20 protein-coding genes and 1 tRNA gene are annotated in these 22,189 nt (G+C 56.8%); 9 read left to right on the top strand and 12 right to left on the bottom strand.

All coding sequences use genetic code 11. The annotated features are described in order from the left end of the window. Positions 1-22: 22 nt before the first annotated feature. The 6 genes from ppk1 to J8E65_RS04710 form a co-directional block, all read right to left on the bottom strand. Positions 23-2,221 carry a polyphosphate kinase 1 gene (gene ppk1 / locus J8E65_RS04685; RefSeq protein ID WP_210374245.1) on the bottom strand — a complete coding sequence of 733 codons (2,199 nt, stop codon included), beginning with the start codon at positions 2,219-2,221 and terminating at the stop codon, positions 23-25. Positions 2,222-2,304: 83 nt separating this feature from the next. Continuing rightward, complete coding sequence (locus tag J8E65_RS04690) at positions 2,305-5,766, bottom strand: M4 family metallopeptidase (protein WP_210374246.1); 3,462 nt, start codon at positions 5,764-5,766, stop codon at positions 2,305-2,307. Beyond that, the gene (locus J8E65_RS04695) at positions 5,763-6,188 is read right to left on the bottom strand and encodes a hypothetical protein (protein WP_210374247.1); all 426 of its coding nucleotides are present in this window, start codon (positions 6,186-6,188) and stop codon (positions 5,763-5,765) included. The genes J8E65_RS04690 and J8E65_RS04695 overlap by 4 nt, the downstream gene beginning before the upstream one ends. Before the next feature lie 224 nt (positions 6,189-6,412). Next, positions 6,413-6,486 (bottom strand) — tRNA-Asp (locus tag J8E65_RS04700). A 138-nt stretch (positions 6,487-6,624) separates the two neighbouring features. Beyond that, complete coding sequence (locus J8E65_RS04705) at positions 6,625-7,317, bottom strand: PspC domain-containing protein (protein ID WP_237181668.1); 693 nt, start codon at positions 7,315-7,317, stop codon at positions 6,625-6,627. 63 nt (positions 7,318-7,380) lie between these two features. Beyond that, the gene (locus J8E65_RS04710) at positions 7,381-7,971 is read right to left on the bottom strand and encodes a 5-formyltetrahydrofolate cyclo-ligase (RefSeq protein ID WP_341481741.1); all 591 of its coding nucleotides are present in this window, start codon (positions 7,969-7,971) and stop codon (positions 7,381-7,383) included. Positions 7,972-7,991: 20 nt separating this feature from the next. On the opposite strand from J8E65_RS04710, the gene J8E65_RS04715 reads away from it, so the two are divergent. The 9 genes from J8E65_RS04715 (at position 7,992) to tyrS (ending at position 14,795) form a co-directional block, all read left to right on the top strand. Further along, complete coding sequence (locus J8E65_RS04715) at positions 7,992-8,369, top strand: carboxymuconolactone decarboxylase family protein (RefSeq protein ID WP_210374248.1); 378 nt, start codon at positions 7,992-7,994, stop codon at positions 8,367-8,369. A gap of 106 nt (positions 8,370-8,475) precedes the next feature. Continuing rightward, positions 8,476-9,828, top strand: coding sequence for a signal recognition particle protein (ffh, locus tag J8E65_RS04720; protein WP_210374249.1), 1,353 nt, complete (start codon positions 8,476-8,478; stop codon positions 9,826-9,828). Positions 9,829-9,862: 34 nt separating this feature from the next. Continuing rightward, positions 9,863-10,402: a 30S ribosomal protein S16 gene (gene rpsP, locus J8E65_RS12655; protein WP_210374250.1), complete on the top strand. Its 540-nt coding sequence runs from the start codon at positions 9,863-9,865 to the stop codon at positions 10,400-10,402. Positions 10,403-10,435: 33 nt separating this feature from the next. Continuing rightward, positions 10,436-10,972 carry a ribosome maturation factor RimM gene (gene rimM, locus J8E65_RS04730; protein WP_210374251.1) on the top strand — a complete coding sequence of 179 codons (537 nt, stop codon included), beginning with the start codon at positions 10,436-10,438 and terminating at the stop codon, positions 10,970-10,972. 21 nt (positions 10,973-10,993) lie between these two features. Next, complete coding sequence (gene trmD / locus J8E65_RS04735; RefSeq protein WP_210374252.1) at positions 10,994-11,710, top strand: tRNA (guanosine(37)-N1)-methyltransferase TrmD; 717 nt, start codon at positions 10,994-10,996, stop codon at positions 11,708-11,710. A gap of 14 nt (positions 11,711-11,724) precedes the next feature. After that, positions 11,725-12,102, top strand: coding sequence for a 50S ribosomal protein L19 (gene rplS / locus J8E65_RS04740; RefSeq protein WP_210374253.1), 378 nt, complete (start codon positions 11,725-11,727; stop codon positions 12,100-12,102). 126 nt (positions 12,103-12,228) lie between these two features. Further along, positions 12,229-13,053, top strand: a complete 825-nt coding sequence (locus tag J8E65_RS04745) for an MqnA/MqnD/SBP family protein (protein ID WP_210374254.1) — start codon at positions 12,229-12,231, stop codon at positions 13,051-13,053. A gap of 14 nt (positions 13,054-13,067) precedes the next feature. Continuing rightward, entirely contained in the window at positions 13,068-13,532 is a 465-nt protein-coding gene (gene smpB, locus J8E65_RS04750) for an SsrA-binding protein SmpB (protein ID WP_210374255.1), read from the top strand. A 21-nt stretch (positions 13,533-13,553) separates the two neighbouring features. After that, the gene (tyrS, locus tag J8E65_RS04755) at positions 13,554-14,795 is read left to right on the top strand and encodes a tyrosine--tRNA ligase (protein WP_210374256.1); all 1,242 of its coding nucleotides are present in this window, start codon (positions 13,554-13,556) and stop codon (positions 14,793-14,795) included. A 1-nt stretch (position 14,796) separates the two neighbouring features. Here the strand turns inward: tyrS and purE are convergent, their stop codons facing one another. From purE to J8E65_RS04785, 6 genes are all read right to left on the bottom strand, one after another. Further along, positions 14,797-15,312 (bottom strand): 5-(carboxyamino)imidazole ribonucleotide mutase, encoded by a 516-nt coding sequence (gene purE, locus J8E65_RS04760; protein WP_210374257.1) that lies wholly within the window; start codon positions 15,310-15,312, stop codon positions 14,797-14,799. Positions 15,313-15,325: 13 nt separating this feature from the next. Next, positions 15,326-16,474 carry a 5-(carboxyamino)imidazole ribonucleotide synthase gene (locus J8E65_RS04765; RefSeq protein WP_210374258.1) on the bottom strand — a complete coding sequence of 383 codons (1,149 nt, stop codon included), beginning with the start codon at positions 16,472-16,474 and terminating at the stop codon, positions 15,326-15,328. 119 nt (positions 16,475-16,593) lie between these two features. Further along, the gene (locus tag J8E65_RS04770; RefSeq protein ID WP_210374259.1) at positions 16,594-19,020 is read right to left on the bottom strand and encodes an FtsK/SpoIIIE family DNA translocase; all 2,427 of its coding nucleotides are present in this window, start codon (positions 19,018-19,020) and stop codon (positions 16,594-16,596) included. 53 nt (positions 19,021-19,073) lie between these two features. After that, positions 19,074-19,820, bottom strand: a complete 747-nt coding sequence (locus J8E65_RS04775) for a 2-phosphosulfolactate phosphatase (protein ID WP_210374260.1) — start codon at positions 19,818-19,820, stop codon at positions 19,074-19,076. A gap of 122 nt (positions 19,821-19,942) precedes the next feature. Then, positions 19,943-21,070, bottom strand: a complete 1,128-nt coding sequence (gcvT, locus tag J8E65_RS04780) for a glycine cleavage system aminomethyltransferase GcvT (protein WP_210374261.1) — start codon at positions 21,068-21,070, stop codon at positions 19,943-19,945. Positions 21,071-21,074: 4 nt separating this feature from the next. Then, positions 21,075-22,187, bottom strand: a complete 1,113-nt coding sequence (locus tag J8E65_RS04785) for a prephenate dehydrogenase (RefSeq protein ID WP_210374262.1) — start codon at positions 22,185-22,187, stop codon at positions 21,075-21,077. Positions 22,188-22,189: the final 2 nt, after the last annotated feature.

The following is a 22,189-nucleotide window of genomic DNA, read 5'->3' on the forward strand; positions in this document are numbered from 1 at the left end:
TCTTGAGGCTACTGCACAAACCTTATTCCAAAGGTGGTTTAGCCCTTTCGAGCAAGTGGGGGCAGACCCACTGCATCAGGCGTTCTTGAAAGCCCAGAGGTTGGGTGCCAGGCGGCGGAGAGCGGCGAAGGTAGTGGCCGTCGGCCTGGAGTTCCCAGGCAGTATAAGCGTCTTCTAAGGCCCACTGCAAGATGCGCAAGAGTTGTTGCTGCAGTGCAGGATTTTCGATAGGGACCAGCACTTCGACCCGATCGTCTAGGTTGCGCCGCATCCAGTCGGCGCTGCCGATGTAAAAGCGTGGTGTGCCCCCATGGTGGAAGTAGTAGATGCGGCTGTGTTCGAGAAAGCGGCCAACGATGCTGCGTACGCGGATGGTTTCGCTATAGCCTTTGAGTCCTGGTCGCAGGCGGCAAGGGCCGCGTACGATTAGGTCGATAGGTACGCCGGCCTGAGAGGCTCGGTAGAGTTCTTGGATAAGGTCGAGATCGTCAAGGCCGTTCATTTTGGCGATAATCCGACCGTTGCCCTGCTGTTCTTGATAGTGAACCTCGTCCCGAATCAGCTGCACAAGGGCTGGTCGCAGGTTGCGTGGAGCAACGAGCAGTTTTTGGTAGTGCTGTTCAGGCGCGTAGCCTGTTAGAAAATGAAAGAGGTTTACCAGGTCGTGCCCGATGGCAGGTTGGCTGGTCAGGAATCCCAAGTCGGCATATAGCCGAGCGGTTTCTGGATTGTAGTTTCCAGTACCGATATGGCTGTAGGTACGCAGGCCGTCGGGTTCTTCCCGCACTACGAGGCTCACTTTTGCATGGGTTTTGAGACCGGTTACGCCGTAGGTGACGTGCACGCCAGCTCGCTCGAGCTGCTGACCCCATTCTAGGTTGTTTTCTTCGTCGAAACGGGCTTTGACCTCGACCAGTACGGCCACCTGCTTGCCTTGTTCGGCAGCGCGCATGAGCGCTTTCATAATCGGGGAGTCGCTTGAGGTGCGATAGAGCGTTTGTTTGATGGCCAGTACGTGAGGATCGCTGGCAGCCTCTTCTAGAAAGCGCTGCACCGTGGCCGTAAACGATTCATAAGGATGATGCACGAGCACGTCGCGCTGTCGGAGCAGGTCAAAAAGCATTCGACGTTCTCGGCCTTCTGTTTCCTGCAGCAAGAGCATGGGGACGACAGGCTCCCAGGGTTTGTATTTGAAGTTGGGTAAGTCAAGTTCGGCCAGTGCTGCGCAGTCGCCCAAGTTAAGTGGACCGTTGGCTTCGTAGAGATCTGCCTCGCTGAGTTCAAGCTCAGCCATTAGGCGGTGTCGCACCGTCGGCGGCATGTCTTTTTCCAACTCCATGCGCACTACGGGGGCAAAGCGCCGCTGCCGCAGTTCTTCGGTGATCATGGCGATCAGGTCTTCGGCTTCCTCTTCGGCACGCAGCACGTCGGCATTTCGTGTGATGCGAAAAGTCCAGGCACCCAAGACTTCCATCCCGCGGAACAGCTCGTGTAGGTGGTGGCGCACAACCTCTTCCAAGGGCACAAAATGCAGCGGTGCGTCTAAAGGGACCCAACGGCCTCGGTCGGTTGGGATTTTGACGTGGGCAAAATATTCGGTATCCTGCTGGGGATGCCGCAGCAAAACGGCCATCGACAGGCTAAGGTTGGCAATCAACGGAAACGGTTGGCCAGGCGTGACGGCCAAGGGGGTAAGTACAGGAAAGACTTTTTCTCTGAAGTACTGGCTAAGCTGCACGCGCTGCTTGGCGGATAGGTCTGTGTAGTCGAGGAGATAGACGCCAGCTTCCCGAGCTAGTGCTGGACGCAGCACTTCACGCCAGAGCTGGTACATGGCGTCGTACATAGGACGAATGGCTTCTCGAATGAGCTGTAGTTGTTCCGAGGGGGTGCGGCCGTCGGGTGAACGCTGGCGTACACCGGCCGCTTCCTGGCGCTTAAGGCCACCGTAACGCTTGCGAAAGAACTCGTCGAGATTAGTGTAGGTGATCGCCAAAAAGCGCACGCGCTCTAGCAGGGGAACGTGAGCATCAAACGCCTGGGCAAGCACGCGCCAGTTAAAATCGATCCAGCTGAGCTCCCGGTTGAAGTAAAGCCGAGGGTCGTTGAGGGGTTGGCCAGGTGGTACAGAACGAGGGCGGGTGGCCCGCGGTACTGCAAATCCTGGTGCCGCTTGTCCATCGGTTACCGATGGAGCACGTGTGACGGTCTGACGCGGCATCTCCGTCCTTTGATCGGGATGATGAAGCTCTGCAACTTCAAAAACCCGATCAAGCGCGCTTTGTTGCGCAAGACGGTTGCCGACTAGGGCGCGATGATTACCGTGCGCTTGAGCTGATGGCTCGCCTGGCGCAGCACGAGCTGGTAAGCACCAGCTGCTAGTTTGGGCAGCGAAAGCACGACTTGCTGCCAGCCGCGTGCGGCCTCAAGAGTCTGGTTCCATACTTCCTGGCCTAAGACGTCGTAAATTTGAATCCATAACGTTCCTGCCTGCGGCACGCCGATCTGCAGCGTAAGGCTTTGCCGCACAGGATGCGGATACCAGGCTTTCAGCGTCAGCTGTTCCGGTAGTGCAGGCCATGGGGAGGCGTCGCTGAGCGTCTGGCGCACTTCAATCGTAACAGAGTCGCGGCCCACGGCACCCCAAGGATCAACAACGTAAAGGCGGACGGTGTAGCTGCCCGGAGATTGGAAGGTATGCGTTGTACGTTGGCCGCTGCCGGTAGCTCCGTTGCCAAATTCCCAGCGGAAGGTTAAGCTATCCCCGTCGGGATCTGAAGAAGCCGAAGCATCAAACGTGACCGTCAAAGGAGCAAGGCCTACGGTGGAATCTGCCCGCAAGACCGCAACAGGCGGTCGGTTTTGGCGGTCTTGGCCGAGCTGGCCTAGCCATACGGCATTGAAGGGCACGCCACCAAAAATTTGACTAATGTCGATAAAGCCCAATTGCTGCGTATCATCGAACACGAGCCATCCTTTACTGGGGCTGGTCACCATGAGCAGCCTTCCGTCGGGAGAAAAGCAAGGACGCAAGGGGTCAATCACCTGTCCACCGGTGCGTTCGGGGAAACCTAAGGCCAACAGGCGTTTTTGCTCGTAGTCGAGGAGCACAACATCGGCTGTGTCGCCGATCACCACGTTGAAGGCGATCACATCCGGATTGGTCGGAAAGTACATCGGATTCCCAATGCTAATCTGGGGATTCTGTGCTGGAATAAGGCTGTAGATCTCAAAGTTTTGCGCAAAGTCCACCTCGTAGGCTGACCAGTAACTCATGGGTTGACCGCCGAGCTGCATGCGGTTCAGGGCGTCGAACACAATGCGTGGAAGGGCTGGGTTGGGCGACCAGTTAACTACGTCGGGGAAGGCGATGGTTTTAACCTTCACGTACATCGTGCTGGTAGGCTCCAGCGGAAGCTGGAAGACCTGCTCACCATTCCAAAAGTACAGCGTGGGGTCATTTTCATAAGCAGAGACGATTGCAGCTACGCTACCATCTGGACTGATCGAGGCATTCCACAGATCGCCCGGCTCCCTTAGGTAAAAGTCGAAGCTGTAGATTTGGCCGCTTGTAAGGTCGATGGCGGTAAGCTGGCCATTGGCGTCAACAAACCAAAGCGAGCGGCCATCGCGCGTGCCTGAGAGTTGGGCCACGTCCAGCGCTCCGTTTTCAAGTTCGGTAAAGCGTGCTTGGACAGCATCAATCAGAGCTAGCTGGGGGTTTTGTGGCTGGGTAAGATCTAGGACACCGATTTCTCCCGCGTACTGATATCCAAAAGGATCCCAGAGTACAAAGAAAATCAGCGAAGTTTGGACCTGAGGAGCCGGCAGGTCGTTTCCGGGGTTGCCGCCTTGGCCAACGTCCAAAGTGATGCCAACAGCATCAAAGGCCTGGCGTACGGTTTGCAATTCTGCTCCCTCTCCGTAGAGGTCACGTGTAGATTGTTCAATGGCCTGCCGCAAGTCGCCAAACTGACTATTGCGCGTCAGGTATTGGCTTAAGGCCCGGTAGTAGATCTGGCCAGCTTTTTCTGGGCCGATTTGTTCAATGATCATGGAGGCGGCTCGGTTGGGAATGCCGCTGTTGATGTGTACGCCACCGTTGTCTTGGGTGATGTCCAGGTTAAGGTATGCCGACATGTGTGCAGGTTGGCGGCTTAGGACGTGATCGCCATTAGGATTTTTTAGGTCGCGCAGTGCTCGCTTACCGGTCTCTGGCCGAACGATGCCCTCACCGAGCAAAAAGTCTCCTGTAGCCAAAGCGGCAAAGACATCGGCAAAGGATTCGTTTAGCGCGCCTGGCTGGAATTGGTAGACCAGGTTGGCAGTGTGTTCGATCACGCCGTGCGCCATTTCATGCACGCCAACATCGGGATTGCCAGCTAGAGGAAGAAACTCTCTATTCCCGTCTCCGTAGGCCATGACGCGGCCGTTCCAGAAGGCGTTATCCATAGGCTGGCCGCCATAGGTGACGTGAACCACGGAGAGCAGGGTGCCGCCTTGACCGTCGATAGCATTGCGATTGAAGTGTGTGCGGAAGAAAGTAAACGCCAGGTAATGGTTCCAGTGGGCTGAGACTGCCACAGGGTCGGTCCAGGTATTGTTGGGTGAGCTTACTTGGCTAAGATTGGTATTGGAGCTGAGGTCTTGATTTTGGGCATTGAGCACGACGGCCCCGCCTTTGGGTTCTCTGGGTAGACGCGAGGCAGAGAGGTCCAGCGAAGGCAAATCCCAAATCATGTAGTAGCCAGAATCCGGATCATGATAGACCCGAAGCGTTCGGCTATTGCCAAGCACATCCTGCGCTTGGGCATCAACAAAGCTGCCCTGCAGGGCAAAAGGTGCAGCAACGGTGATTTTAGGTTCATCGGGAAGGGTATGCGCTTCGAGGGGTTTGAGCGTGCAGTGCGTAGCAAAGCTGTGCAAGATGGTACCTGTTTGGGCATCGATCAAATAGGTGTAGCGCTCTAACCAATTAGGGCGAATGTCTACTTCATAGGCCAGCCGCCACCCGAGTTCGTTGTGGCGAAACAGCACAAGCTGGGGCTCAGCTTCGTCGAGCTTTAACGCCTCGCGGAGTGCTGGGCTAGGTGTGCGCCAGCGCCCTTTTTGGCGTAGGTCATGGGTGGCTTGCGCGTAGGCTTCGGTAGCTTTGAGGTGGGGTGTAAGCTCAGATAGACCCGTAGGGGTAGGCTCGTAAGCCCCGTTAAGCGCATAAATCTGGCCGCTGGCGTCTAAATGCACGCGCAGCTCGCTAGCCCAAATGGGATAGCCTCGGTAGTGTTGTGCAAAGCGCAGATGGGTGTAGCCCAGCGCATCTTGGCTGATTTCTTGAAGTTTCAACTCCGCTTTGGGATCCTCTAGCCGCAGTAGCCAGCGATGTCGATGGAGAAAGTCAGCAACCTGGAGGGCGGCGTCTTGAGGGCGTTTACTAGCTATCTGTTCCAATTTTCCGAGCATCCAACGGACAGTCCCGTTGGGTGCGCGGTAAAGCTTGGGACCTTCAAGGGTTTGCAGCCGAGGCGACTTTTTGGCTGGCAGTGGTTTCAGTGACAGCTTGCCTACGGGACGGCCGTAGCGCAACAGAGAGCCCTGCGAGGGGCGCAACACGTGCTGGAGCTCCTGAGGAGTTCTAATCAGGGGAAAATCTAGGCGTTGAGGTAAGGGCGGGAGCGGGCGCTTCTCTTGTTTCAGAGGCTGCGCCTGAAGGGGAAGCATGATAAAAAACACTCCTGCCAGGAAAAGCCACCTGAAGATGCGCTTCATGGCTGCTGCTGCAGACTTTGGTTAAGGCTATCGTAAAGGTTCTGAAGAGTGCGGGCAGTAGCCTGCGTGTCGGAAGGCTCCCATGCCCAGTGCAGCGTGTCTTGCTGTAGATAGAGCGTAATAAAACGGGTGTAGTTGGCCCAGTTTGTGTAAGGAGGTAAGGCTTGAAGCTGTTGGTAGAGGGTTTGTAAGGTTTGCTGTTGCGCAGAGTTCAATTTCCACGTTTTTTGTGACTGGCGGCTTTGACCAGGCCATTGTGACCATTCCTCAACCGTCCCGTTGGCATAGGCCGTATAGCCATGCTGTGCTCCTGTAAACCCCCCGCCTTCTCCCCAGGAGAGTTGGGGCAATTTATCTTTGCACCCATAACTTACCAGCAGCAACGAAAGGCAAGCAGCTAGCATAGAAGAGCACCGTTGCATGGTCAAAGGCCCTTTGACAGTTGGCAAGACGGCCTAGGTGGATAAGCCTGCCTATGTACAAAAGTAGGCCGACGTTTTTCGCTGCGCAATCACCCGAATGGGTGATTTTAAAGCTCGTCTGAGGCGAAATGCAACGGTACCCTAAATACCGTAGAACGGATAGCGACCGTCACGCTGTGGAGATAAAACAAAAGCCCGGTCCTAAAAAACCGGGCTTTCAAAAGCGGTCCGGACGGGACTCGAACCCGCGACCTCCGGCGTGACAGGCCGGCGTTCTGACCAACTGAACTACCGGACCAATAGAAGCGGCTTGCAAGCTACTGCACTTGACCCCTCTAGGGCAAGTGCGCGTCGTTGAAGCTTTTGCGGATTGCCTTGGGGCTCAAAAGCAAGCTATACACGCTGCAGAATGGGTAAAGGTTTCGGCGCTCGGGGTCTAGTCGGGCCGGATGGTAATGTGCGGCGTGCTGTCCTTTGGATCCTCAAGCGGTTCTGGATTGGGCATGATCCAAGCCAAAATCAGGTACAGCACGATAAATGGAAAGCCACTCGAGAAAATAGCGCCCAGCACAAATGCTGCCCGAACCAGTGTAGGATCGACGTTAAAGTATTCCGCGATGCCGCCGCATACGCCCGAAATCATTCGGTCGCGCGACTTTCGGAGTCGTTTTTTGCCTACTTGCTCTAGTGTTGAGGCAGCACTTTCGGCAGAGGTGCTTAGCGTAGCGCTTAGGTTTTCAAAAATTTTCTTAGACGGCTCAAACAACTCGCTAAAAGGCTTCTTAGAGGCCCGCTTACGTGGCTTCCTGGGGCGCGGCCGCCAGGAGAGTAGACCAAACCCGATAAGTATAATCAAAAGGCCAGCTACCCAGGGTAAAAATCCCGCCAGTACGCTTACATCTATGCCTTCCCACAACCCAAGTTGTTGGAGTACGTAAAGCGTTCCTACAAGGAGGAGCAAGAGTCCTACCAGGGTGGGCAAATTCCATATGGACTCGTTGCGCGCAGCTGCCGCTTCTTCCGCAAACAGAAGCCGCTCCAGTTCCTCATCCGACAGTTGCTCCAGCTCAAGCGTTCCGGTTGGATTGGTTTCTGAGCGCAAAGGCTGTTGTTGCATATGGGTTGTCATAGGGCTTGGGTTGTAGCCGCTCTAGCAGTACCCATGCATTGGTACGCATGAGCTTTAGGGAAGTTACGGCAGGCGGAGGATTTCGTGTTCTGTCACCAAAATACGTATAGGCACATCGTGCGCCTCGGGCGGAACAAAGTCAACCAAGCATGCAGCGTATACTGGACAGATGGTACAAGCAGCAAGACCGCGTAAAAAGGCGTCGTAATATCCCTTGCCGTAACCAAGGCGATAGCCATTGCGGCCGGCACCTAAGGCGGGTACGAGCACGACGTCGAGTGTTTCTGGTGGAACGCGAGGGGTATTATAGGGTTCTTGCAACCCCCATGGGCCGGTGGCCAGCTGCGCTATTGTCTGAAAACGCCGGGCTTCCAGCATTGGCGTACCTGTCGCTGTCGATACCACAACCGGCAGCGCCACTTGCACGCCGCGTTCCCAGAGCCAAAAAGCAAGTGGGCGCAGGTCGATCTCCCGGCGTTCCAGCAGCGGCCAGTAGAGCATCACCGTCTGGGCCTGCAAAAGCTCAGGAAGCTGCATAAGGTGATGTACCATAGCCTGGCTGCAGGCTTGATGGGCCTCGGCGCTTAGGTTCATGCGAAACGCCCGAAAACGCTCACGAAGCGCTGCTTTACGCTGTGCTGCTATCGTTTCCACCCCAAAAAAAGCCTGTAAACATGGAAGCTTCAGCTATGCCGCCTGACCGGATTGCCGCCTTTGAGGCTTACCGGGAGCGCATGCATCGTCGCATTTTTGAAAAAAACCACTTGGGCATCAAACGGTTCTTTCACTTAGACGAAACAGCCTACCATGATGGTGCTCTGGACCGGCGCACCAAGGAGTTGCTGGGTTTGGTTGCTTCTATGGTGCTGCGCTGCAACGAGTGCATCGACTACCATTTGATCAACTGCGTGCGTCTGGGTATTAGCGACGAAGAGCTCGATGATGCCATGAACATTGCGCTCGTGGTAGGAGGATCGATCGTGATCCCGCATTTGCGACATGCTGTCGAAACGGTCGACCTGCTGCGCAGTCGTGAAAATCCTACGGAATAATATGCTTGGGGCCATGCTGCGGTGATCTTAGGGGCTGCTTGCGCGTTGCACATCGGACGTAAAAACCCTATTTTTGCCTTCCTGCAACGAGGGCAGGGGCTGCACCATGTTTGAGAGTCTTACCGAAAAGCTGGAAGCTGCGCTAAGGTCGGTTACCGGACAAGGGCGCATTACGGAGCTCAACATCGCTGAGACGATGCGCGAGATCCGTCGTGCGCTGCTTGAGGCGGATGTTAACTATGAAGTGGCGCGGGAGTTTACCGAACGCGTTAAAGAAAAGGCGCTGGGCACCAAAGTCCTAGCCTCGGTTTCTCCAGGGCAGCAGCTTGTAAAGATTGTCTACGATGAGCTGGTGCAGCTTTTGGGTGCGGAGCAGGTCGACGTCAAGCTAAGCCAGCAGCCCCCAACCATTATTTTGGTGGCGGGTTTGCAGGGTTCGGGGAAGACGACTTTCTGCGCTAAGCTGGCTCATTATTTTAAAAAGAAAGGTCACGCGCCCTTATTGGCTGCTGCTGATGTTTACCGGCCAGCGGCTGTTGAGCAGCTCAAAACCTTAGCGGCAACCATTCCCGTTCCTGTCTATGCGCTTGAGGAAGACGGCCGCGTGGTGCAGGATGCCGTTCGCGTAGCCCGCGAAGCTGTGGCACAAGCGCGACGCACGGCGCGGGATATTGTGATCATCGACACCGCCGGCCGCTTGCACATTGACGAAGCAATGATGCGGGAGGTTGAGCAGATCAAAGCTGCGGTTCGCCCGCATGAAATCCTGTTTGTGGTTGACAGCATGACCGGGCAGGATGCGGTCAACACAGCTAAAGCCTTTAATGAGCGGTTGGACTTTGATGGTGTCGTGCTGACCAAGCTCGATGGCGACACGCGTGGCGGGGCAGCGCTTTCGATCCGCTCGGTGGTTCGCAAGCCCATTAAGTTTGCCTCAACGGGCGAAAAGCTCGATGCGCTCACGCCGTTTTATCCAGACCGCATGGCGCAGCGCATTCTAGGCATGGGCGATGTCATTTCGCTTGTTGAGCGTGCGCAGGAGCAGTATGATGCCCGACAGGCCGAAAAACTTCAGCGTAAGCTGCGCTCGGCTGATTTCAACCTAGAGGATTTTTACGAACAGCTCCAGCGCATCAAAAAGATGGGCTCGATTCGCGAGCTGGTCGGTATGATTCCGGGCCTTGGCCGTCAGGTTAAGGATGTGGAGATAGACGATGAAGCCTTCAAGCATATTGAAGCCATTATTTTGTCGATGACGCCGGAGGAACGCCGGCATCCGGAAATCATTGATGCCAGCCGTCGTCGGCGTATTGCGCGGGGGTGTGGCTTGGAGGTGAGCGACGTGAATCAGCTTTTGCGCCAGTTTCAGGAGATGAAAAAGGTGATGAAGTCGATGTCTAAACTTATGGGCAAGGGGCGGGCTATCGACCTTCGGGCGTTGTTGGGTGGACGGATGTAACTGTTGAAAAAAATAAGCCTAAGCTGAGAACGATATGGCGGTCAAATTACGTTTGCGTCGATTGGGTCGGAAGAAGCTTCCGATTTTTGCCATTGTTGCAGCCGATGCACGGGCGCCGCGCGATGGTCGTTTTATTGAAGATCTGGGGCGTTATCGGCCTTTGGAGGAGCCTTCGCACGTTGAGCTGAAGCTAGATCGCGTGCTTTATTGGCTCGAAAAAGGAGCGCAGCCTACCGAGACGGTTGAAAGCATTCTTCGGCGCGAAGGGGTGTTGCTGGCGCTGCACTTGCGGCGTAGGGGTGTTCCAGAAGAGGAAATCCAAAAGGCGGTGGCGGAGCATCGGGCTCGGCGCTACGCCAAGCTGCAAGCGCAGGCCAAGGTGACTGCAGCCGATCGAAAGCGCGCAGCGCTCGAAGCTGAGCGGCAGCGCATTGCTGCTTTAGAGGCTGAGCAGGCGCGCAAGAAGGCTGAGGCTGAGGCGCGTAAAGCTGCTGAAAAGGTGCAAGAGGAGGCCGCACCGACAGAGGCTGCTGCTGAGGCATCGGCTGAGCATCCAGAGCAGGGTGCTGAATAATTTGATCGGGGCAAAGCGGATCGTAGGGAGGCCATGGCAACCGGCCCAGATGACCTGCTGCGCATGGGCTATGTTGTACGTGCGCATGGCGTTCGGGGTGCCTTTAAGGTGATTCCCGAGACCGACGATCCAACACGCTTTGAGCATTTGGAAGTCGTCTACCTGGGGCGCTCGGCAGCTGAAGCGCGTCCGCTACGGGTACAGCAGGTGCAGTACCAGCCTACGCGCCGTGGCTTGCTGGTCCTACTGCAGGTGGAGGCCATCGCAGACCGAGACGCTGCTGAGGCGCTTCGGGGACAGGGGGTGTATGCGCGTGCCAGCGACCTGCCCCCGCTAGAGGAAGGAGAATTTTACCTGCATGATCTGATTGGGCTGCAGGTAGAGACCGAGGTGGGGGAGATCGTGGGTACCGTGGCCGAGGTGCTAGAAATGCCGGCACACCTGATCTACGTGGTGACACGGCCGGGCCGCCCGCAGGCGCTTATTCCTGGGGTTGAAGCCTTTGTCCGTGAGCTAGACTTTGAGCGTCGGCGGCTTGTGGTGCGTTTAATAGAAGGGTTATTGCCGTGACGATTGTTGGGAGGAGGGGCGATGCGTATCGATATTGTGACCGCTTTCCCCGACTTGGTTCGGGGACCCTTGGAATACAGCATCTTGCGCCGAGCCCGGATGCGCGGCTTGGTGGACATTCGGGTGCACGATCTGCGCGATTACACCACCGACCGGCATCGGCAAATTGACGACTATCCGTACGGGGGCGGCAGTGGGATGGTGCTTAAGCCTGAGCCCATTTTTCGCTGCATCGAAGCCATCCAGGCCGAAGCCGCCCGCCAAGGCCAAACCATTGACGAAGTGATCTATCTAACGCCCGACGGCCAGGTCTTTACTCAGGAGCTGGCCACGCGGCTTTCGCTTTGCCAGCAGCTGATTCTGCTTGCTGGGCACTATAAGGGAGTAGATCAGCGCGTGCGCGATGCGCTGGTTACCATGGAACTGTCTATTGGCGACTATGTGCTTAGTGGTGGTGAGCTGCCAGCACTGGTTGTGGTCGACGCAATTGTGCGCCTGATTCCTGGCGTGCTAGGGGATGCAAGCTCGGCGCTTTCTGATTCCTTTCAGGACGGTTTGCTCGATGCGCCGGTTTACACGCGGCCGGCGGTCTATCGGGGGATGGCTGTGCCCGAGGTGCTGCTTTCAGGCGACCACCAGCGCATTGCTGCCTGGCGCGAGGCCCAACGTCTAGAAAAGACGCGTCAACGTCGCCCAGATTTGCTTGAAAAACTAGAGCTGACAACAAACGACGAATAAAACGGAGAAAGGTTATGTCGGATGCGATCCTTCGCCTTGTAGAGGCTACGCAGCTTCGGGATGACATCCCGGAGTTTAGCCCTGGCGATACGGTTAACGTGCACGTACGCGTGATCGAGGGGGACAAAGAGCGCATTCAGCAATTTCAGGGGGTGGTGATCTCCATTCGGGGCAGCGGTGCACGCAAGACATTCACTGTTCGCAAGATCTCGAACGGTGTAGGCGTGGAGCGTATCTTTCCCATGCATTCCCCCAAGATCGCCAAGATCGAGGTTGTGCGTCGGGGGCACGTGCGGCGTGCCAAGCTCTACTATTTGCGGCAGCGCCAAGGCAAAGCTGCACGTATCAAGGAAAAACGCTACGTGCCTGGCGAAGAGGAATCAGGTGCTTAACGGAGCTCTGGCCCCCAGCCGGCGTTTAAACCCTTGGGTTGGGCTCAGCAGGCCGCCGACCGGAAGTTGCCGGACGGCGGTTTTTGTTGGCAGCAACCTCGAAGGACACCTGCCTAAAACATCGCTATGATACATTTAGCTGTTTGGGATCTACTGCCGGCAGAATTTTTCGTCTCGGGCTTGGCTTCAGTACGGCTGCCCTTTGCAGTTACCCGTTGTCGGTCGTACCAGGCGCTCGAACAGCTGCTTGGCGGTGAAGTGGATGTGGCGCTGCTCCCAACGCTTGACGTGTTGTTGCACAACGATCAGGTCGATGCGCTACCTGCTGTAGCCCTTTCTTCTTGGAAGCATCCTTATGCCCGTTTGGTGCTTCGCCAAGGGTTTCTACAAGTCGAGACGTTGGCGCTCGATCCACGCTACGCCCAGGAAGCGTTTATCGCGCAAGTCGTGCTGAAAGAGCACTACAACCAAACGCCTCAACCTGTAGCCTACGAGGGTGCCACGCGTGAAGAATTGCTGGCTGGCGATGAAGACGCTTGCCTCATTGTGGGTAATGATGCCCCCACGCTACAAACCAGTGCTCTGGTGCTTGATTTAGGACAGGAGTGGTACGAACTGGCTAATTACCCTATGGTTTGGGGCCTTTTTGCTGTACGTAAAGGCGAGGGTTCTCCAGCACTGGTAAAGGCTCTGCGCCGACTAGCCAAAGCTGCCGACGAGCAACGCGACGTGTGGGCCCGAGCCCGTGAGACCATTCCTGAGCTCTATACCTACTTTCTAGAAAACCTGAGACTCCGTTTTGATGACCTTGCGATGGCTAGTTTGACTGAGTTGCGCGAATACCTGTTTTATTTCCAGATTACCGACGAGGTCCCTGACCTGCCTCTTTACACGATCCCAGAGGACGAGGAAGACGAAGAGGAAGACGAAGACGAGGTGCCCCTGCTCTAAGGTTCTTCAATGCTATGGCCGATCCTATCAAGCTTGTTGCTACCAACCGTAAGGCGCGCCACGAGTACCACATTGAAGAAACGATTGAAGCTGGATTAGCGCTGAAGGGCACCGAAGTTAAATCGCTACGCGAAGGCCGCGTGAACCTGCAAGACGCCTATTGCGCTCCAGAAAATGGCGAAATGTATCTTTACAACTGTCATATTTCGCCGTATCGGCACACCGGCGCACATGATAACCACGATCCCTTGCGGCCGCGCAAGCTGCTTATGCATCGGCGTGAGATTTTGCGCTGGACGCAGGCAGCGCAGCAAAAAGGCTATACCATTATTCCGCTGAGCATCTATTTCAAAAAAGGTAAGGCCAAAGTTGAGCTTGCCCTTGCCCGAGGGAAAAAGCTCTATGACCGCCGGGCAGACATTGCCGAGCGCGAAGCCCAGCGACGCTTGGAACGGGTGCTTAAAGGTCGTCGTGGATAATCCAAAATCCCTAGAAGTTTTATGCCGTCCTTCCCTCCTGTAGAAGAACAACTGCGCCAAATTCGACGCGGCGTTGTCGAAATCATCCCGGAAGAGGCGCTGGTTGAAAAACTGCAGCGCTCTTATCAGACCGGCAAGCCTCTCGTGGTCAAGTTAGGCTGCGATCCCAGCCGTCCAGACCTGCACTTGGGGCATGCTGTCGTGCTGCGTAAGCTGCGACAGTTTCAGGATCTTGGGCATCAAGCGGTGCTGATCATCGGCGACTTTACCGCCATGATTGGCGACCCCACGGGACGTTCCAAAACGCGTCCGGCCCTGACACTTGAAGAGACTCGGGCTAACGGCCGTACCTATTTTGAGCAGGCAGCCAAGATCCTGGATCCCCAACGTACCCAGATCCGCTATAATTCAGAATGGCTGGATCGGATGACTTTCCGGGCGGTGATCGAACTGGCTGCTAAGTACACGGTGGCGCGTATGCTGGAGCGCGACGACTTTGAAAAACGCTACCGCATGGGTGAGCCGATCAGCATTCACGAGTTTCTCTATCCGTTGGCGCAGGCTATGGACTCTGTCGAGATCCAAGCCGATATCGAGCTGGGGGGCACCGATCAGCGCTTTAACTTGCTCGTGGGGCGCGATATTCAGCAGGCCTATGGCCAAGAACCCCAGGTGTGCTTATTGATGCCCATTTTGGAAGGGACCGATGGCGTCGAAAAGATGTCCAAGTCGCTGGGCAACTATATTGGGATTACAGAGCCGCCCGAGGAAATGTACGGCAAGGTGCTTTCGATCCCGGACCATCTCATCTATCGTTACTTTGAGCTGGCGACCGATGTCCCCACTGAAGCCCTTCCCGAAAAGCGAGCTTTTGCCGAACGTGACCCGCGAAATGCTAAGCACGAGCTAGCCTGGACGATCGTTCGCATGTACCATGGCGCGGAAGCTGCGGATCGGGCCCGCGCGCATTTTGAGCGGACGATCATCCGGGGTGAGGTGCCTGAAGATTTGGAGCCATTCCGACCTGTACCCGACGAAGGCACGCGCATTGGGCTGCTCAACCTCATAACACAGGCGGGTTTGGCTAGTTCTAACAGCGAAGCCCGGCGTCTGGTGCGGCAAAATGCAGTCTCAATTGATGGGGAGCGGGTAACCGATGAGCGGCTAGTCATTGATCTGGCCCAGCGCGCACCCTTCGTGCTGAAGGTGGGCAAGCGGCGCTTTGCACGGATTATCTGGGACGAAGCCGAGCAGCCTGCCTAAATCATTCTTGGGGCCTAAAGCGCGCCTGGACACGGGCGTCCATCTGCTCGACTTTTTCGATCAACGCTCGCTTGTACGCCAGTAGGCGCTCGAGTAAGGCCGGATCGCCCGTGGCCAGGATCTGAACCGCCAGCAAGGCGGCATTCTGGGCTTGCCCTATGGCAACGGTAGCGACAGGTACGCCTCCAGGCATCTGGACGATCGAAAGCAAGGAGTCCTGGCCTTGCAGATGCCGCGTAGGAATCGGTACCCCAATGACCGGCAATGGGGTAGCCGAGGCGAGCATACCCGGTAGGTGAGCAGCTCCACCGGCGCCGGCAATGAGCACCTTCAGGCCACGTAGATGGGCCGTCTGGGCATATTCGAGCATGTGATGGGGAGTGCGATGGGCCGAAAGCACCCGGATCTCATAAGGCACTTCGAAGGCTTCCAGCACCGTAGTGGCCTCTTCCATGATGGGCAGGTCCGATTCGCTGCCCATGGCAATTCCTACCAGTGGGTTAGGTGAAGAAGGCATAATGCGAGGGTGGTTATAGCCGTGTCGCAATCAGGGAGGCTGCTGTTTCGGCCCGATGTCGCACTTCGTTGGCGTCGCGGCCGGTAGCGGTCACATGTCCCATTTTACGTCCTGGCCGCACAGCCGTTTTGCCATACAAATGGATAAAGACACCCGGGATGCGTAGCGCCTCGGGGAGGCCGCTGAGATCCAGTTGGTCACTACGTCGCTGACCGAGGATATTGACCATAACGGCTACAGGCTCTCGCAGCTCGGGCGATCCTAGCGGCCAATCTAAGATGGCGCGCACGTGGTTTTCAAACTGCGACGTGTAGCACCCCTCGATCGTGTAATGGCCGGTGTTATGTGGCCGCGGGGCTAGTTCGTTAATGAGGAGACGCCCATCGCTCAGCTCAAACAACTCTACAGCCATAATGCCAACACCGCCTATGGCTTCGACAGCAGCACGTGCTAGGCGTTGTGCTTCCGTAGCCACGGCGTCAGGTACATCGGCAGGTGCTTGCACCAGGTAGCAGCGATGCTCGCGTTGTTCGGTGTAGACCACAGGGTAGAGCACTTCCTGACCACTAGGGCTTCGGGCCACTAAAACGGCCAGTTCGCGCACGAACGGTACCCAGGCCTCTACCAGCAGGCCGTCTGCTTGAGCCAGGCGCGCCCAGCCGTTGGCCAATGCTTCGGGGGTGTGGGCAGTAAAGTTGCCATAGCCATCGTAAGAACCGCGATAGCGTTTGAGTACGACCGGGTACCCCAGTCGCTCTGCGGCAGCAAGGGCTTCCTCTAGCGTAGTGCAGCAAGCAAAATCCGGAAGGGGTAAACCCGCTTTTGCCAGCACACGCTTTTGCGTTCCTTTATCCCGAATCCACTTGATCGTTTCAGCCTTAGGCCAGAGTGCTGTGTCTTTGGGGAGGACAGGTTCTAGCAGATCAGCTGGTGCCCATTCGCTTTCAACGGTTACCACGGTGCAGCCCGAGGCAAAGTGGCGCAACACGGCCGGATCCTGCCAGTCACCTACCATCGTCTCGCCAAGCGATTCGGCCGAACCTGTAGGCTCTGGCACAAGAAAGCGCACCTGCAAACCCATGCGCAAGGCAGCCATCGCGGTCATGCGACCCAGTTGGCCCCCACCAAGAATGCCGATAACTGGGATGCACTGGGTAGGCATGGCCTGGGTTGGTCGTTGAAGACAACAATGGGTAAAGACCTGCGCAAAAATACGGGCAGTCTATGCGCTAGGCAATTGGCTTTTTGCAAAGGGTCTGGGAAAGTAGGTTGAATGCGACTTTAGGACGCTGAACGAAGTGAGCGAAGCATCGCCTCTAGTTCAGCTTCACTTTGCACCAGCACGCGGCGGGCCTTAGAGCCTTCAAACGGACCTACAATGCCGGCAGCTTCCAGCTGGTCGATGATGCGGGCTGCACGGGTATAGCCAATCGAAAGGCGGCGTTGTAGGAGCGAGACCGATCCCTGCTGGCTGCGCACGATAATCCGTGCCGCTTCTTCAAAAAGTTCATCGTGCGTTTCGTTTTCGTCGGGGGCAGGCTCGTCTGAACGCGTTTCTTCGACAAGCGGCAGCCAGTAGGGACCAGGGCCTGGCTGCTCACCGATAAAGCGCGTAAGGCGTTCAACTTCGTCGATCGAAACAAAAGGTCCCTGCAAGCGCACCAGTTGACTTCCCATCATGAAGAGCATATCACCATTGCCAAGCAAGCCTTCAGCCCCATTTTGGTCGATGATGGTGCGTGAATCAACTTTGGTAGCTACTTGATAGGCGATGCGTGCAGGAAAGTTGGCCTTGATCAAACCCGTAATGACATCCACCGAGGGGCGCTGCGTAGCCAGCACGAGGTGGATGCCTACGGCTCGGGCCATTTGGGCCAGGCGGGCAATGGGTCCTTCGATGTCTTTGCCTGCGGTCATCATCAGGTCGGCCAGCTCATCAATCACCACTACGATGTAGGGCAGGTGGCGATGGCCTTCCTCAGGGGAAAGGGTGTTTTCTTTCAGGCGTCGGTTGTAGTCTTTGATGCTGCGCACGCCGGCTTTAGAGAGCAGGTCATAGCGCAACTCCATTTCGCGCTCGCAGCTTTTGAGCACGCCCAGCGCTTGCGATACGTCGGTAATGATCGGGTCTTCAGCGCCTTCGGGCAGCGCCAGAAAGTGATCGACCACAGCTGCGTATTGCTGGAGCTCGATCTTTTTGGGGTCGATCATCACGAACTTGAGGTTAGCCGGATGGCAAGCGTAGAGCAATCCCGTAATGAGCGCGTTGAGCCCGACGGATTTGCCCGAGCCGGTTGATCCTGCAATCAGCAAATGGGGCAGGCGCGTCAGGTCTTGAATAAAGACTTCGCCCTCAATGGTTTTTCCTAAAGCGATGGGCAGCTCCATTTGGGCATCCCGAAAACGGGCTGTGCCAATAACGTCGCGGACGCGGACCAGCTCGCGCCGCCGGTTGGGAATTTCTACGCCGATGGCCGATTTGCCGGGAATGGGCGCAATCATCCGAATACCTGGGGCAGCCAAGGCCATGGCCAGGTCGTCGGACAGCGAGGTGATTTTGCTGATCTTGACGCTTGGTGCCGGCGTGAGTTCGTAGAGGGTGACGGTAGGGCCGACAATGGCGTTGATTGAGGCGATCTGGATGTTGTAGGTGCTGAGCTTTTCTAGCAGCGTGCGTTTGTTTTCTTCCAGCTCTTCGTAATCGATTGTCCGTTCTGGCTGATCCGCTCCGTCGAGTAGATCGAGTGGGGGTGGCGTATAGGGGAAGTCGGCGTCGAGGCTTTCTTGGGGACGTTCGATGGGGTCGGCGCGTTCTTCTTCGATACGCTGGCGAATGGTGAGCGTAGGCTCAGCACTTGGGGGTGTTGCTGGCACCGTCGGCTCCGAAGTAGCGGGAGGTTCTGCACCGTGAAGGAGTGTACGTAGCAATTCGTGTCGGGGGATGGCGGCTATAGTAGGAGGTGGAGGCGTTGGGGGTGGGGTTGGTCGCGTTTCAGGTTCTGGGGTGGTTGGTTGGGGAGGACGAGCAGTGTGCTGGGCACGTTGGTGCTGCCATTGCCTCCAGTGCTGGCGTATTTGCACCCAGGCCCTGCCCGTGAGGTCCTCGAGGCGGTCGAACCATCGCTGCAGGTCGTGGTCGATCAGCAGCAGCGTGATGCAAGTGAATCCTAGAAGCAGCAGTAAAAGCGAACCAATGGTGCCAAACAGCTGGTGCATCCAGCCAGCCAGGGCAAGTCCCAGACGGCCACTCCAAGCATACAGGTCAAATTCGAAAACCACCGTCAGCCATCCAAAGGCAGCAGACAGGAGGGGCATGAGCAAAAGGAACAACCCAGAAAGAAACGCCAGTTTTCGCGCGTGGCGGCGTCGAAAGATTGCGTAGCCCCAAGCAAGCAATAGGCTGGTAAAAAGTAGGGAGGGGTAGCCGAAAAGCTGTGCAACGAATACGTAGGCCAACGTAGCCCCTACCAGGCCCAGGGCGTTTTCGGCTCGGTTGTTTCCAGGGTCGAGCGCGGCTTGCAGTGAGAAGTGGCGGGCCAAGGCATTGTCGCTGGGATGGTAACTGATCAGTGCCAGCGTAAGCAGCAGCGCCAGCACCATGAGCACCAACCCCAGTAGTTCGCGCCGGCGCTCTGGCGTGATCCGCGGCTTGCGATTTTGTGACGCAGCCTGCTTTTTGCGGCGGCGTTTGGAGGTTAAGGTTGCCATGCCCACAAGATAAGGCCAAAAGCGGCGCAGAGCCAGGGCATGTACGCCAGCGGTCAGGAACTAGATTCAGCCAGACGCCCAGACCACCGAACGAGCCGGTTTTCTTGGTAATAGGGTAACACGGGCAAGATGTCGAGTTGTAGGCAGTACTCCACATCGGCACCGTAGCCTTTGGCGGTGAGCCATCGCGCATGGTTACTTTGGCGCAGCGCCTCGGCCAGCGCGTCACGGTCATGCAGGTACTGTGTCAGGGCAATGTGTGCAGCATCGCTGACCTGCTCTGGCTCTTGGCCGTTCCAGAGCCGATGTAGGATAAGGCCGGCGCAGAGCGTGTCGTCCAGCGTAACCCGGTCGTGGTTCCCAGCGCAGATGATCGTTAGGTCTAGCCCGGCCTCGCGGATAAACTGGACGACACGGTCAGCATTCAAAAAGCCACCTACAATTAAATGTCGTGCTTCTCGGGCGTTCCATAGCGCTCGGGTACCGTTAGAGGTGTTGAGGATGATGGTCTTGTCGTGCACCACGTCCGGCGTATATTCCAAAGGAGAGTTGCCCAGGTGGTAGCCGTCGATACGATCGCCATCGCGTTCCCCGCCCAGTAAGTAGGTGCTAGGGTCTAGGTTCATTGCAATCTTTCCGGCCTGATCCATATCGGCTACCGGGATCACGGCTCGGGCTCCATTAGCCAAGGCCGTGATAATGGTGGAAGAAGCCCGTAGGACGTCGATCACCACGACCGTGCGCCCCTCTACATCTTCTTCGGTTACGTGACTGCCAGTGAGAAAGACGTCGACGTTCATGCCAGTCTTTGCTGCCTACTACACCCCAAGGGAAGGTAGTCCTGCGCTATAGTTTAGAGCGCTACGTATTCTGTGGACCCAAAATTACGAACAGTAGTGGGCATTGCCTGTGGCTGACTTGGCTATTTTTTGTGAAGTGCCACAAAAGGGGGGCGATGCACGCGTGCTGGAACGACATGCTGGCGAATTTGGACGCCCAATGGCTGTCCTGGCTCTGTATAGGCGGGGTGATTGGGCACGTAGCCTAGGGCAATGCCCTGTTGGCGTACGGGAGAGAGGGTGCCACTGGTGATTTGCCCTATAGGTGCGCCTTCAGCATTGACAATGCTATAGCCGGCGCGAGGAATGCCCCGGTCTTCCAAGATTAAACCAACTAGCCGCCGGCGCGGCCCTTCGGTTCGGATGCGCTGCAGGGCTTCGCGGCCGATGAATTCGCCTTTATCCAATTTAACCACCCAGTCTAGGCCAGCTTCCAGCGGGTTAGTCGTGGTGTCCAGCTCGTGTCCGTAGAGGCAGTATCCCGCTTCTAGGCGCAGCGTATCGCGTGCGCCTAGGCCAGCGGGTTTAAGGCCTAAGTCGTAGCCGGCCTCAAGTAGGGCATCCCAAACCGTGCCGGCTTGCTCCGCTTCGCAGTAGATTTCTAGGCCTGGTTCTCCTGTGTATCCAGTGTGCGAAAGCACAGCCCAGCGGCAGCCTACGAAGGTCCCAGGTGGCATCACCTGAAAGTGGTAGTAGCGGAGCGTTTCGGGTGTGAGCTCAGGCACCAAGCGGCGGGCGATCTCAAAGGCCCTTGGGCCTTGCAGTGCTAGCAGTGCGATGGCCTCCGAGCGGTTTTCCAAGTGTGCACCCATGGGATTGTTCGCCTGCATCCAGGCAAAGTCCTTTTCGATGTTGGCTGCGTTGACGACCAGCATGTAGGTTTCGGCATCGAAGCGGTAGACCAGAAGGTCATCCACAACGCCGCCTTCGGGAGTGCACATGACGGTGTAGAGCGCGCGGCCGTCGTAAAGCCGGGCTGCATCGTTGGTCACCAGGTGCTGCACAAAGGCAAGCGCATGCGGACCGCGCACAAAGATCTCGCCCATGTGCGATACATCAAACAAGCCTGCCGCCTGGCGTACGGCCATGTGTTCTTCTAAGATACTGGTATACTGAAGCGGCATTTCAAAACCGCCAAAGCCCATCATGCGGGCGCCTAAAGCCACGTGGCGGTCGTAGAGGGGGGTGCGTTGAAGCGGTGCGTCTGTCATAGCGTTATTCTTCAGGTCTGCGGGCTTCAATGCCGGCCTGGCGAAGCACCCAGCAGGCGCGTTCGGCGTCGGTTTCTGTTGCAAAGCCTAGTCGGAAGGTACCTCCTGTGCCTTCTCGGACTTTCAGCAGTTCGATGTCTTGAATGTTGAGGTCGGCTTCGTAGAGGGCTTTGGTGATGCGAAACAGAGCCCCAGGGCGATCTTCGATGCGTACGTACACATCGGCTAGCGGATGGAGAAAGCCTTTGCTGTCGCGGGGAATACGTGCGCGGAGCTGGCGTGCCTGCGCAAAGGCTTCGGCTAAAGCATCGGCGTTTTCTTCGATAAGGCGGTTGCGTAGTCGCTGAAGGTTAGCTGCAAAATATCCCAACGCGTCCAGCAGCGGCCCTGCGTTGGCAAAAAGCACATCGCGCCACAGGTCGAATGGTGAGGAGGCAATGCGGGTCATATCCCGAAACCCCCCAGCCGCCAGCCGCAAAAATGCATCGTCTCCCTTGCTTAATTCAGCCGCGGTGTTGACCAGGAGCACAGCCAATAGTTGCGGCAAATGGCTGACCGCAGCGGCAACAGTGTCGTGGTGTGCTGCGTCGAGCACCAAAACACGCGCGCCCAGTGCCCGGATGAGCTCGAGAAAGTCTGCGTGCTGCGTTTGCAGCGTTTGGGTTGAAAGCGTGCGTGGTGGACAGAGCACGTAGGTGGCGTTTTCAAACAGGAATGGGTCGGCGTTGGCTAATCCACGTCGTTCAGAGCCAGCCATGGGGTGGCCGCCGATAAAGGTCACCGTATCGGGCAGCAGCGCTTCGGCATGGGCTAAGATGGGCTGTTTTACACCCCCAACGTCGGTCACCCGTGCACCTGGTTGCAGGTGTGGGCCGATCTCTTCAAGCAAGTAAAGAATCCCCTGCAGGGGTGCGGCAAGCACCACCAAATCGGCTTGGGCAACGGCCTCAGCTACGTCCTCGCTGACGGCGTCCACAACGCCAAGTTCTCTGGCCTTGGCTAGCACCTCACGCCGGTCGAAGCCGGTCAGGTGCAGCTCTGGCCGTGTACGTTTCCAGGCCATGGCCAGCGAGCCTCCAATAAGGCCCAGGCCACAGATGGTGATCCGCTGGATCATGG

The sequence above is a fragment of the Rhodothermus bifroesti genome (assembly GCF_017908595.1).
Taxonomy (GTDB): Bacteria; Bacteroidota; Rhodothermia; order Rhodothermales; family Rhodothermaceae; genus Rhodothermus; species Rhodothermus bifroesti.